This window comes from Pelovirga sp. (assembly GCF_059864205.1).
Map to the genome: position 1 here is coordinate 1 of NZ_JCBCBS010000107.1, position 13,778 is coordinate 13,778.

Below are 13,778 nucleotides of genomic sequence, written 5' to 3' on the forward strand. Positions count from 1 at the left end.
CCGGGACGCGCAGGGGCACCGGGACGCGCAGGGGCACCGGGACGCGCAGGGGCACCGGGACGCGCAGAGCGGGCATGTTGCTCAGATCGGCGTTGGCCGGCCGGCAATCTACTAGGCAATTCGACGCGACCAAGAATTTTAGCACGGTCCTCAGTGGCTCGTTGCAGCTCTGGTCGTTTGGTTCCTTCTGGAGCTTCGCTAACAGCTGCTGCTTTAGGCGCTGCGGCGCTGGTCACTGCGCTTGTTGCCGGCGGCTCTGCAGACGCCTCTGCTTTGAGCGGTTTTTCTTCTTTTTGCATAACCACCGCGGTTTCAGTTCCAACAGCAGGCGCAACAGGTGGCGCTTCGACAGCATGTTGCGGCTTTTTACTAACAGCAGGTTGAGTTGCTGCAGCGACTGGTTGGACATCAGGTGCGGGAGCCTGAGCAGGGACCGGGTGTTCAGTGGACTTTTGAGCTGTTACTGCCTCTACCGTGGCAACCTCTTCAGTTTCCTGGGCGACTACTGTGCGGCGGCGGCGGATCAGTCCAGGCTTAATTCTCTCTTCTTCAACCTTTTCCTGAGGCGGGTTGTTGAAAGAATTAAATTTATGCATATCCTCATCACTTAATGAACTGGCATGAGAGGCAACATCGACTCCGGCCTCAGCGAGCTTTGCCAGTAGATCTTTGTTTTCAATGCCTATTTTTTTTGCAAGTTCGTAAACTCTGACCTTGACCATCAATTCTCCCTTACCAGTTCATACCTATGCAATTCACTGTTGAGCAATGTAGCCAGTGCACCACCCTGGATGGCAACAACACTGCGCTCTTCCTTACCTAACAACTGCCCGAGTGATACCTTGTCAAACAACTGTGTGCAAACGATCTGTTGTCGCTTTGCCGTACTGTCAATTTTCTGTTTCATATTGTCGGCTATATCTGTAGCCATAACAACCGCAACCGGAGGCGCAGGTCTTTTCAATGCATCAAGCACCATAGTGCTACCGGCGATCAACTGTCCCGCCTTGCGCGCCATCAAAATCAATCCTTTGATGCGCTGAATAAGGGCCTGCTGCAATTGCCCGTTTAGCTTAACCAGTTCGACAGGTTGTGTCGTTGCGCCAAAAACCCGGCGAAAACTGTTTTTTTTAACTGCCAGCACCAGACATTGCTGGTTAAAGCAGGTATAAAGACCGCGACCAGGGAGCTGTTGCCGATAATCCACCACAACCTGTCCATCCGGAGCAAGGACAAATCGCAAAAGCTGATGTTTTTCGGTTACCGTACGGCAGGCAACACAACTGCGCTGTGGCTGGGTAACGGCCATTGCTGCTGATTACACCTCGTCCGTGTTGGAATCAGCCGCAGGCAATTCCGGCTCAGCATCTGCTGCTTCGATATCAGCTGAAGTTTCTTTGCTGCTGGGGGCAAACAGGTCCTCGGCGGCCTGGCGTTCTGAGGAGACAGGTTCTTCGTCCTGATCTTCCTCCTGGGCGCGTGATTCACTCTTGATATCAATTTTCCAACCGATCAGCTTGGCTGCCAATCTGACATTCTGCCCTTTTTTGCCGATTGCCAAAGACAGTTGATCGTCAGGAACGATAATTTCCATTGCCTGATCTTCATCGTCAACGTAAACGCGAGAGACTTCGGCTGGTGCCAGAGCAGCACAGGCAAAGCGAGCTGGATCGTGGGTCCAGGGGATAATATCGATCCGTTCACCACGCAATTCAGTCACGACATTCTGTACCCGAGAGCCACGCATACCAACACAGGCACCCACAGGGTCAACATCAACATCGTGGGACAACACTGCCATCTTGGCACGACTGCCAGGCTCGCGTACGGCCGCCTTGATTTCCACAATACCTTCGGCAATTTCCGGAACTTCAGCAGTGAACAGGGAAATCAACAGTCCCGGATGGGTACGCGACAGAATAATCTGTGGTCCCTTGGCCGACAACTTGACTTCGGAAATATAAGCGCGAACACGGTCGGACTGACGGTAGTTTTCCCTTGGCACCTGTTCGCGACTGGGCAACAAGGCCTCAGCGCGCCCCAGATCAACAATCAGATCACCACGTTCATAGCGACGGACAATGCCGTTAACCACTTCGCCGACGCGATTGCTGAATTCGTTGTAAATTCCTTCACGCTCAGCCTCACGAACCTTCTGAATAATAACCTGCTTTGCCATCTGAGCAGCAATACGACTGAAGGAGCCAGCCTCCATCATCATGCCAAGGGAGTCACCAATTTCAACATCAGGATCGACTTCCCGCGCTTCGTTGATATCGATTTCTTTATATGAGTCGGTGACCTCGTCAACAACTGTAACAAATTCAAACACTTCGACTTCGCCAATCTCTGGGTTGAAGTGTGCTTCAAGATCACGGGTGTTTCTGAACTTCTTGTTGGCAGCAGACAAGACTGCAGACTCCAGCGCATCGATCAAAACATCGCGATCGATACCTTTGTCTTTAACAACCTGATCGATGATGTGATTAAGGTTACCCACCATCTTGCAATACCCCTTTAAGTTTGATGCAGGTGCACATGCACCGGCAAACGTTTAAAATTCAGGCACCAGATGTGCCGTATCAATATTGGAAAGCGCAATACGAACCTCAGCCTGACGGTCCTGCAGCGCCAAAACAAGCTCATCCTGCGATAGCCCAATGATCCTGCCACTGATGGTTTTTCGGCGCTTGCCTGAACCATCGATATCCATTGCATCAACTGTTTTAATTTTCACCAGATGATCAGTAAAGCGCTCAAAGTCAGCCCGCTTTTTCAACGGACGCTCCAGGCCGGGCGAGGACACCTCGAGGTTGTACGCCGTGGGGATAATGTCTTCAACATCCAGCAGCGAACTGAGCTGGCGACTGGCTGCCGCGCAATCATCAAGGGTGATGCCCCCTTCTTTATCCAGAAAGAAACGCAACACCCAACCATGAGGTTCACGCCGATATTCTATATCAACCAGCTCAAGACCCAGTTCTTCTAACAGCGGCAACACCAGGTTTTCAATTTTTCCAGTCAGGTCCATCATGCACCTTTTTGACATAAAAAAAAGCGAGCTGCGAAGCTCACTTTACAAAAACACCGTAAAACTTGCCCCTTTTACCATGCTAAAAGCACAAAGGCAAGAAAAAAACAGTTAAAATCATAATACAGAAGACAGGAGTCAGGAGGGATATAACTTCTATCTTCTGTATTCGTAACTGTTCAGTACTGTCCTTGCGCAGGGCCTTTGGTTCCTGTGGCAAGGGTGTTTGTCGCCATAGATGGCGACAACAAGCGGTCAGGGATGACCCAACGGGAAACAATCGCGTCCCTTGACATAGGATCCGAAGATCCGGTGCTGAACAGATGCCTGTATTCAAGCTTTTACTCCCTGCCTTTGCGTCTTTTTACCACAGGCGATATCGATCTGATTGAACATGCCACGCAGGATTCTGACCTCGCGTTCATTGAGTCCGGCGCGGCCAAAAATACGGCGATAGGTACGCATGATATGATCGGGGTTTTGGGGGTTGAGATAGTCGATATGCAGGAGTGTTTCTGTCATGTGCCGGTAGAGGGATTCGAGTTGCTGGTTGTCTGCCAGTTTTTTTCGTCCGTGCTGTTGTCCCGCGATCTCCCCCGCCCTTTTGTAGATTTCATATAGACAAACAACGACAGCTTGCGCCAGATTCATCGATGGCAGTCGGGCGTCGGTCGGAATCGTAACAAAGTGCTGACACAGATCCAGCTCGGAGGTGAATAGCCCTTTATCCTCACGGCCAAAAACCAGGGCGCAGACGCCAGCAGAATCGATAGTGAGAATCAGATTGGCGGCCTCGTCAGGATGCAGCATCCCCTCACGATAGCGTCCGAAACGGCGCGTTGTGCCGACACTTAATGAGCAGTCAGCCAGGGCTTCCGGCAAAGACGAGTAGATTGTCGCCCGCTCGAGCAGGTCAGCGGCCTTGACCGCCATATTGCGAGCTTCGCGCCCAAGATGATCGACCTGCGGATTGACCAGGCGTAGATCGTGCGCTCCATAATTGTACATGGCACGACAGACGGAGCCGATATTGCCGGCCCCTTGTGGTTCTACCAATACGATGGCCGGGCAATTTTTGTACTTATTCTGGTCTGTCATCAGTGTTTATTTCTGATCGGCTATTGGTTGCAGAAGGTTCCATCTGTGGATCGAATCCATGTTGACGATAGAGGCGAAACCGCTCCCGCGCCGTATCTGCCAACTGCGAATCGTAGGTTTCGGCGAAGTCGTAAATAAACTGGAAATCTTTAAAAAAAGAGGGTGGGCAGGGGGAAACACAGATCAGCACATCCGCCTTATTAGTGTTGCACACCACAGTTGAAACCACGATCGCTTCGGTACAATGTTCATTGCTATTATGTATCACGTGGGGCAAAAAGGATTCTTTCTTAAAGGCCCACAAATAACGATCAAGGGAGGTAGCCATTTCTTCATTGGCCACAACAATTAAAATACGGTGACCACGATTAAAATATATTTCTGCCAGGCGACCGACATGTAGAGCTTTGTTCCGTCCCTCGAGCCGAACAAAATAAATAGCAGGCAAACTCATCGCTAGCGACGTTCAATCAGCAGGTTCAGCAATTCGTGCCCCTTTACTCTGTAGCCGGTTTTGAGCGCCTCTTTTTCTGAATAGGCACGTGCCGAAGAAGCAAAATCGCAGCGCGAGTCAAAGAGCACAAAAGGGACAGGATCACACGTGTGGGTGCGCTTGACGACAGGAGTCGGATGGTCGGGAGTCACCAGGATACGACAGTCACCGATTTGGTCAAGATGATTAATAATGGTGCCGACCACTTCGCGGTCGAAGTTTTCTATCGCTTCGATTTTTTCTTTTAATAAACCGCCATGGGCAGCCTCATCCGGGGCTTCCACGTGCAGGTAAACAAAATCGCGGTTTTTCAGCGCGCCAATGGCATATTCGGCTTTGCCACGATAGTTGGTGTCGATGTAGCCGGTGGCACCCGGTACATGGATGATATCGAGACCGGCATTAACGCCGATACCACGGATCAGATCGACTGCGGAAATGACGGCACCGGTCAAGCCATAACGCTGTTGATAGGTCTCCATCGCGGGCCGGCGACCATGTCCCCACAGCCAGATAGAATTTGCCGGCAGTTGCCCTTGGGCTACCCGGCGATTGTTGACCGGATGATCAAGCAGCAGCATCTGGGCTGAATTCATCAGGTCATGAAGAATCGCTGCACCATCACCCTGAGGCAGATGATCTTCGATGCTCTGACTGGAAATATCGTGTGGCGGAGTAAATTTGAGCTGGTCTTTGCCATTCTTCCAAACCAGCAGATGGCGGTAGGAAACTCCGGGATAGAAGTGAAACTCATCACCACCGAGTTCGCCATTGAGGCACTGGATCAACTCCGTGGCATCTTCGGTGCTGATGTGACCGGCAGAAAAATCGCCCATATAGATTTTGCCGAAATGAGCTTCAAGCCAGACAAAGTTAAGCCGGAATGCCACGTCATCGGCCGCCAGCTCTACCCCCATGCTGGCGGCCTCAAGGGGTGAGCGACCGCTATAACAATCACCAGGATTATAGCCGAACACCGACAGGTTGGCGACATCACTGCCGGGTGGGTAGCCATCAGGAACGGTCGCCGCCAGGCCAACCTGCCCCTTGCGACAGAGTTCGTCCATGTTAGGGGTGTCGGCAGCCTCGAGGGGTGTTTTACCGCCGAGTTCTTTCAGGGGTTCATCGGACATACCGTCGCCGAGAAGAATGATATATTTCATGTTTTATCCTGTCGCTTGGTCATCCGCGCGGGTGATACTGCTGATGCACCTGTTTAAGGCGCTCCTGGATGACATGAGTATAAATCTGGGTTGTTGACACATCCGCATGTCCGAGCATTGCCTGGACTGCGCGCAGATCTGCTCCATTTTCGAGAAGATGGGTAGCAAAAGAGTGGCGCAACAGGTGTGGATAAACGGTTTTGTTGATTCCCGCAACAAGGGCGTAACCTTTAAGCTTTTTCCAGAAGCCCTGGCGGCTCAACTTACCACCACGAGTGTTTAAAAAAACCTCCTGGCGTATCCTGCCCTTGGTCATAAGCGGCCTGACATTCTGCAAATAATCGCTGAGAAATTCAAGGGCAACTTCCCCTAACGGGATTAATCGCTGTTTTGACCCTTTTCCCATGACGTTTAAACAGCCGATATCGAGCTTGATATCAGCATGCTGCAGACCAATTAACTCACTGACACGCATGCCGGTAGCATAAAGCACTTCGAGCATCGCACGATCGCGGCGCGCAACATGGGTGTCAGCGCGCGGGGCCTCCAACAGGGCCTCGACCTCAACGGTGCTGAGCAGATGCGGTAATCTGGCTCGGGTTCGCGGCGCATCGATGCGGGTGGTCGGATCTGCTGTCGTGTGACCTTCACGCACTAAAAAACGGTGAAAATGGCGCATGGTGCTTAACGCGCGCGCGCGACTGCGGGGAGCCAACCCCCGATCACGCAAGTGAGTAAGAAAACGCACTATCATCAAAGAGTCAATATGTTCAGGCCCTTCTATGTTTTCTGACTGTTTGAGATAATTGCTATAAATGGCTAGATCACAAGCGTAAGCAGCAACAGTGTTCGCGGCCAAGCCTTTTTCGACACTGATAAAATTGAGAAAATGATCAACACTTGAATCCATTGTCGCGCAGCCGCCTTATTCCAGACGGTTCAGCAGTGTCTGGCGGATGGTGTCAATCCTGGCAGGATCGACAATTTTTTGGCCGAAAATATCATGGACATAAAACACATCAGCAGCCTGGTCAACTTTGGTGGCAATTTTTGAAACCGCAATATATAGCCCCAGCTCTTTCAATGTTCTGGTGATCTGGTATAACAGCCCAACCTTGTCAGTGGCAAAAATATCAATAACCGTGTAATTGTCGGAGATATCATTGTCGAATTCCACTCGATTCGGTCGCGGCAGCTGTCGGAGTTTTTTTGTATAAAAACTCGGGGTCGAAAGTTTGGCGACCAGATCCTCAACCAGAACGCGTCCCTCAAACACCGCAATCAGGTCTTCCTCAACTTTGTGCCATTTTTGCGGTTTGCTGACAATCTCTCCATGGGCGCTGTTTACCTGCAGGACATCGAGAACGTCACCATTTTTACGGGTGTAGATCTGCGCCCCGAGAATATTGATCGAGTGAGCAGCCATGACCCCGGCAATCTGTGAAAAAAGCCCGGGAGAATCGATGGTTGCGATCGTTACTTCAGTAAACTTGGCATCCACCATATGCTCAATTTGTATGGCCAGCGCCTTGCGACCACGATTCAGCGCCAAACGTAAATGCGGAATAATCTCGGCAGAGCGATAACTGAGCAAATATCTGTTATTCAGGCCGTTAAGGGCTTTAACCAGGCGTTTTTCAGAAAACTCACCGTGCAGTGCCTGGCGGATCTTACGTTTGCGATTACGTATTTTCTCCGATCGTTGTTCCTGAAAAAAGTCTTTTTTCTCCAGAACATCGTAGGTTTTTTCGTACAGCTCCTGGAGCAGCGTTCCCTTCCACTCCGACCAGACATCCGGCCCAACCGCCTTGATATCAGCAAAGGTCAAGAGGTAAAGCATGCGCAGGTTTTCACTCATCTGCAGCAACTCAGCAAACTGGGCAATCATCTTCATGTCCTGAAGGTCACGACGCTGCGAAATGTGTGCCATCTTCAGGTGCTGAGCAACCAGGAACTCCAGGCGCTGACTGTCTTCACGATTGAGCCTGAGTCTTCTGGCAATGCGCGGGATCATTTCCGCACCACGCACACTGTGGTCTTTACCGCTGCCCTTGCCGATATCATGAAACAAAATAGCCAGGAGAAGCAGTTCAGGCTTTTCAATCTGATGAATCATCCGGCTGAGTAACGGCTGCGAATTCTGATAATCGCCGCGGAAGAGTTTTTCTACCTCTTCGGCGGCAAAGATGGTGTGAACATCGACGGTATATATATGGTAGAGATCAAACTGAACCTTACAGTAGATATGCTTGAACTCTGGGATAAAGGCATTAAGAAACTGCAGGTGATGCATCTTGTGAAGCGTTTTGCCGACCCCTTTGATATGACGCAAAATCGCTATGAAGGAGCCGTTGATGCGTTTTGAGCGGCGCACTTTGTCGGTGATCAGATGCAGGTTGTCGCGTATCAACTGTTTTAATTCCAGGCACAGATCGGCCTGATGTTTCTGCGCCAGTTCAAAAGCGACCATCATCAATTCCGGATGTTGTAACAAGGTCAGATTTTTTGCTGCCCGCAACTCGCCACGTAACAGATAAAATCCATCCTCGAGGTTACGCCGAACGAGAAAATTAAAAACTCCCATGGGCGCACTCCGGGAAACGGTCGCGTCAACGATCAACTTGGAGGCCAGATATTCATTCTGATTGGCGAAAGCGTAATAATCCTGCATGAACTGTTCAACAGCAGAGCCGGTTGTCTTATTGGAGTAACCCAGAAAGGAAGCAATCTGCTGCTGAATGTCAAAGGTGAGCTGCTCCGATTTTCTTTGAGTGGAAAAATGCAAAAAGTTCCTGATCGTCCACAAATAATCCTGGGCACGAACATACGACTCAACTGTCTGCTCGCTTACGATGCCGCGGGTCAGCAATGCGTGGAGGCTGTCAGCCTTGTATTTTGTCCGCGCAATCCACAGGGCATCCTGCAACTCGCGCAGACCACCCTCACCCTCCTTGATATTGGGCTCAAGCAGATAGACGGAAGAACCGTACTTTTTTTTCCGTTCCTCACGTTCATCCAGTTTTTCTTTGATAAACCCCAGGGGATTCTGATGTTGCAGAACCATGGCGACATCACTGACAAAATCGCGATAGACACGAGCCTCTCCGGCAATCAGACGAACATCCAAAAGTGCGGTTCTGACCGTCGTGTCACGGGCCTGTTCAAGACAATCAGATGATGAACGAATACTGTAGCCAACGTCGAGATTCAGATCCCAGAGCAGGTACAGTACGCGGTCGGCAATAACGCGGATGCGGTCTTCCCCTTCGGGTAGATAGTAAAACATCAGATCAAGATCTGAACGCGGATTCATCTCTTCGCGCCCATAACCGCCAACGGCCAACAAAGCACAATCGGCCACTGCGGCGTGGTCAAGTCCGGTAGCGGCAATACGAAAGAGGTGGCGATGAAGTTGATCAAAGAGGAACGTAAACTGTTTGACAATCAAGCGACTTGCTGCCCCTTCCAGACATTTCTTATTCAGTATGGCGAAGTTTTCATCGATAAAGGTTCGCGCAGCAGCAAGAACCTGGGGCCGAACGGCTTCAAAGTCTTTGTTAACAGCAGGTGGGGTAAACAAAAACAGATCGTAGCTGCTGTGGGTAATCGGGAAATTCATTTCCACGCTACCTGCCCCATGGCCGCAGCATAATTTTTGATGCCTTTGACAATGCTGTTAGCAACATGGCGTTGATAATCAGCAGAATTCAAGCGTTTTTCTTCGCGCGGATTGGTGATAAATGCCGACTCAACCAGGGCCGATGGCATGGCGGCCCCGAGAAGCACATGGAAAGGGCCCTGTTTGACCCCGAGATCGCGGATATTATTGAAACGTGGAGATAATCCAGCAACCAGCGATTGCTGAATTTCTGCCGCCAGACGACTGGACTCGTTAATTTTAGCATTAGCCATCAGATCGAACAAAATCGCCTCTAAATTGCTGATATCCTGCAAGGTCATACCATTTTCACGCGCCGCAACTTCGGCAGCTTCATCGGTTTTGGACAGATTAAGGAAATAGGTTTCAACACCATAAGCGCGGTTACCGGTAGTAGCATTGGCATGTAACGAAATAAACAGATCGGCACCAACCCGGTTGGCGTATTCAGTGCGTTCGCGCAGGCCCAGATAACGATCATCCTCGCGGGTCAGCAGGACTTTGACCCCCAGTTGTTGCCGCAGCGCCGTAGCTGTGATTTTAGCCAGTGCCAGGTTGACATCTTTCTCCCTGATGCCGGATGGTCCAATCGCGCCGGGATCCCGACCACCATGACCTGGGTCAATGACAATCAGCCGTATTCCACCACCGTTCGATTGTTGTCTGATGCGCATGGCTGGTTGCTGATCGCTAGCAGAGCCAAGAATACCGGCAATGGAATCGTCGGCAATAGGAGCAGAACTTGGCGGGCGGGAAATCTGTACCTGTGGCGCACGACTTGGAGCGCCCATAATATCAACAACCAGACGGTGGGGATTGTCCAGGGTCGTTATTCGATATTCCAGTTCTCGCTCCAGATCAATAACGACACGGGAGCGTTGAGTATCGAAACGACTTGCGCGAACACGTTGGACAAGGCCGTTGTTGATGATGACTTCATCAGGGAGCTGTGCTGACAGGTCGGTGTAAACCAGGTCAAAATAGAGGCGTGGAGATGCCCCTTTGAGGAAATTGGGATTGGCCACCACCGGCGCTGACAGATCAAGAACAATGCGCGTGTACTCGGGTCCGCTCCAATAGCGGATTGATTCAAGGAACGGTGATTGGCCAATCGCCTGGTACGGGTGCTGCGGTACAGCTACCGCAACCGGCTCAGGCTGTAATGGAACCGATAAGGCAACCAGTCGCTGACGCGCTTCGGGCACCATATCCCCGGTCGGCGTATCATTGATGGCGCGGCGATAAAAGTCGATTGCACGACTCTGATCATTCAAGCGTTGTTGTGCTACTTCACCGGCGTGGAGCAGAGCATCATCAGCAAAACGGCTGTGGGGGAAACGACTTGCCAAATCGAGGTAAAGGCGGACGGCCTCCTCGGCATCAGCGCGGCGCCCTGATGCTTGTGCCAGCCCGTCCCAGGTCCGCGCGCGCAGAAAATAAGCATTTTCAATGGATGCATCGCGTGGCCGCGCACGAATAAAGTTATCAAAACCTGAAATCAAGCGCTCCCAGTTGATACGCTGGCGTTGCAATTGGGCAGAGGTAATCAAATGCTGATAATCCTGCCGCAATGCTGCGTAGGATTTAGTCTGTGCCTGCACGGAGTCAATAGCAGGGGAAAAAAGCAGCAGATGAAATAAACAAAGAAACAGAATAGTTTTCATTCGATCAACTTTTTCATCTCGGCCAGCAGGTTCAATGCTGCCAGAGGTGTTAAATGACTGATATCGACTGCGGCCAGACGTTCGCACAGTTGCTGTTGCACGTCTCGCTCAAACAGCGAGAGTTGGTAACTTGCCTGCACTTCACCGGTTTGCCTGGAGCCTTGGGTGCCACGATGATCACGCTCGCCGCTTTCCAGATCTTTCAGAATATGTTTTGCACGTTGAATAACCGGTTCCGGTAGCCCGGCCAGGCGTCCGACTTGGATTCCATAAGAACGGCTGGCGCTGCCGGTGACAATCTTGCGCAAAAAGATGATCTGGTCGTTCCATTCTTTAACCGCAACGTTAAAGTTTTTCACCCGGGCACACCCTGAAGCCAGATCCGTCAGCTCATGGTAATGAGTGGCAAACAGGGTTTTTGCTGCAACGGCAGGGTTGTCGTGTAAATATTCGGCAACCGCCCAGGCGATACTGACACCATCATAGGTAGAGGTTCCGCGGCCGATTTCATCCAGAATAATCAGACTGTTCGGCGTTGCGTGACGCAGAATATTCGCTGTTTCATTCATCTCAACCATGAAGGTCGACTCACCTTTAGCCAGATTATCACTTGCCCCAACCCGAGTAAAGATCCGGTCAACCACGCCGATCTGCGCCGTATCTGCCGGCACATGGCTGCCGATCTGCGCCATCAGGGTAATAAGCGCAACCTGGCGCATAAAGGTCGATTTTCCCGCCATGTTGGGGCCGGTGATAATCAGCAGCTGGTTTTGCTCATTATCCAGCAACACATCATTGGGCACAAAGGCTTCTTTCAGGGGCATTCCTTCAATCACCGGATGGCGTCCCCCTTCAATACGGATCATGCCGGAATAATCCATCTGCGGACAAACATAGCGCCGTTCATGGGAGAGGTCAGCCAGGGCGACCAGGACATCAACTACGGCCAGAGCTTCTGCGCTGCGCTGGATACGCTCAGACTGGGCAGCGGCATGGCGGCGAATATCCTGAAAGAGGCTATATTCAAGATCAGCCATGCGCTCCTCGGCACCAAGGACTTTGGTCTCAATGTCCTTCAGCTCAGCGGTAATATAACGCTCAGCATTGACCAGGGTCTGTTTTCGCTGGTAATCGTCGGGAATCCGCTCGAGGTGACGGTGAGTTACCTCGATAAAATAACCAAAGACGCGATTGTATTTGATCTTTAACGATGAAATACCGGTACGCGCACGCTCCTTGACCTCCATGGCGGCGATCCACCCCTTGCCTTCGCGACTGATTACCCGCAGTTCATCGAGATCCTCGTTATATTTATCCTTGATAATCCCACCGTCACGCAGGACAAAGGGGGGATCATCAATAATCGCTTTGATCAGCAGATCATTCAGATCAGGCAGGGCGTCGAGCCGGGATCGTAACTCGGTCAGATAGGGGTCAGTACAAGAATCTAGAAGATCAGCAACCACCGGTATTCGTGCCAGGGAGTCGCGCAGGGCTACCAGATCCCGCGGGTTGGCACCGGCCATGGAGATCTTGCCGTTTAGTCGTTCGAGATCATAAACGCCATCCAGGGCTTCGCGTAGATCCATACGCCACAGGCTGTTTTCGACCAGTTCACTGATCGCCGCCTGACGTTTGTTGATCTGTTCAAGTTCGAGCAAGGGATAATGGATCCAATGGCGCAGGGTTCGCCCCCCCATCGCCGTTACTGTGCGATCAAGGACACCGAGCAGTGATCCCTTTTTCTTACCTTCCTGCAGGGTCGCTGTCAGTTCGAGATTGCGCCGGGTAGCATCATCGAGCACCATGGAGTCGCGCACGTGGTAAGTAGCAAGCGGCTGCAGGTGGTTGAGCTGCTCTTTCTGCGTCTGCTGCAAGTAATACAGGATAGCTGCAGCCGCCTGACAGGCCGTCGGCAGATCAGCGCAACCGAAAGAGGATAAACTCGACACGGCATAGAAGGAACAGATCTGCTCGCGGGCGTAGTCATCAGTAAAAATCCATTCCGGTAAACGGTTGCACATCAGCGGTTCAACCAGATGCACAAACTGTTGCTGTAAATCTTGCCCTCCCTCACCTTCACAGATCAGAATCTCGCGTGGGCGGATGGAGCTGATTTCACTCTCTACCTGTGCAACGGTTTCAACCTGGGTAACGCGGAAAAGTCCGGTGGTAATATCGACGCAGGCAACACCAAAGCAGTTACCAGTATGGGCTAACGCCAGCAGGTAATTGTTTTCCTTCGGTTCCAGGGTGTCGGTATCGGTGATCAGTCCCGGCGTTACGACCTTGACAACCTCACGCTTGACAATACCTTTGGCGGTTTTCGGGTCTTCCACCTGGTCACATATGGCGACCTTGTAACCAGCCGCCACCAGCTTGGCGATATACCCCTGGCTGCTATGATAGGGCACGCCGCACAGGGGGATAGCATCCGCATCCCCTTTATTGCGCGACGTCAGGGTGATACCAAGGATTTTGGCCGCGACGACCGCATCATCCATAAACATTTCGTAAAAATCACCAAGGCGAAAAAACAGGATAGCATCCTGATAGTCGGCTTTTATTTCAAGAAATTGGCGCATCAAAGGGGTGGTGGTTGACATTCAATTGACCAATGACAAGTGTTTGTGAAAAAAGATGACTGCATCGATAAGGCGCAGAGTCTAGC

Annotated in this window: 11 protein-coding genes; all 11 read right to left on the reverse strand. The window is 51.3% G+C overall.

The window, feature by feature from the left end:
• Nucleotides 1–722 (reverse strand): translation initiation factor IF-2 N-terminal domain-containing protein (locus AC6F7T_RS06805; RefSeq protein ID WP_500717268.1); only part of this gene is annotated, 722 nt, incomplete at its 3' end.
• On the reverse strand, nucleotides 722–1,309 hold the full coding sequence (locus AC6F7T_RS06810; protein WP_500717270.1) for a DUF448 domain-containing protein: 588 nt from the start codon (nucleotides 1,307–1,309) through the stop codon (nucleotides 722–724). The genes AC6F7T_RS06805 and AC6F7T_RS06810, both read right to left, overlap by 1 nt.
• 9 nt (nucleotides 1,310–1,318) lie before the next feature.
• On the reverse strand, nucleotides 1,319–2,503 hold the full coding sequence (nusA, locus tag AC6F7T_RS06815; protein ID WP_500717272.1) for a transcription termination factor NusA: 1,185 nt from the start codon (nucleotides 2,501–2,503) through the stop codon (nucleotides 1,319–1,321).
• Between the two features lie 51 nt (nucleotides 2,504–2,554).
• A complete protein-coding gene (gene rimP, locus AC6F7T_RS06820) occupies nucleotides 2,555–3,034 on the reverse strand; it encodes a ribosome maturation factor RimP (RefSeq protein ID WP_500717274.1) in 480 nt (159 codons plus the stop codon).
• 330 nt (nucleotides 3,035–3,364) lie between these two features.
• A complete protein-coding gene (locus AC6F7T_RS06825; protein ID WP_500717276.1) occupies nucleotides 3,365–4,129 on the reverse strand; it encodes a TrmJ/YjtD family RNA methyltransferase in 765 nt (254 codons plus the stop codon).
• Nucleotides 4,113–4,583: a DNA polymerase III subunit chi gene (locus AC6F7T_RS06830; protein ID WP_500717277.1), complete on the reverse strand. Its 471-nt coding sequence runs from the start codon at nucleotides 4,581–4,583 to the stop codon at nucleotides 4,113–4,115. Before AC6F7T_RS06830 ends, AC6F7T_RS06825 begins: the two co-directional genes overlap by 17 nt.
• Before the next feature lie 2 nt (nucleotides 4,584–4,585).
• Nucleotides 4,586–5,785 carry a cofactor-independent phosphoglycerate mutase gene (locus AC6F7T_RS06835; RefSeq protein ID WP_500717279.1) on the reverse strand — a complete coding sequence of 400 codons (1,200 nt, stop codon included), beginning with the start codon at nucleotides 5,783–5,785 and terminating at the stop codon, nucleotides 4,586–4,588.
• Between the two features lie 19 nt (nucleotides 5,786–5,804).
• Nucleotides 5,805–6,695, reverse strand: a complete 891-nt coding sequence (gene xerD, locus AC6F7T_RS06840) for a site-specific tyrosine recombinase XerD (RefSeq protein ID WP_500717281.1) — start codon at nucleotides 6,693–6,695, stop codon at nucleotides 5,805–5,807.
• Between the two features lie 15 nt (nucleotides 6,696–6,710).
• Entirely contained in the window at nucleotides 6,711–9,404 is a 2,694-nt protein-coding gene (glnD, locus tag AC6F7T_RS06845; protein ID WP_500717316.1) for a [protein-PII] uridylyltransferase, read from the reverse strand.
• Entirely contained in the window at nucleotides 9,401–11,107 is a 1,707-nt protein-coding gene (locus AC6F7T_RS06850; RefSeq protein WP_500717283.1) for an N-acetylmuramoyl-L-alanine amidase, read from the reverse strand. The genes glnD and AC6F7T_RS06850 overlap by 4 nt, the downstream gene beginning before the upstream one ends.
• Nucleotides 11,104–13,713: a DNA mismatch repair protein MutS gene (gene mutS / locus AC6F7T_RS06855; protein WP_500717285.1), complete on the reverse strand. Its 2,610-nt coding sequence runs from the start codon at nucleotides 13,711–13,713 to the stop codon at nucleotides 11,104–11,106. The genes AC6F7T_RS06850 and mutS overlap by 4 nt, the downstream gene beginning before the upstream one ends.
• Nucleotides 13,714–13,778: the final 65 nt, after the last annotated feature.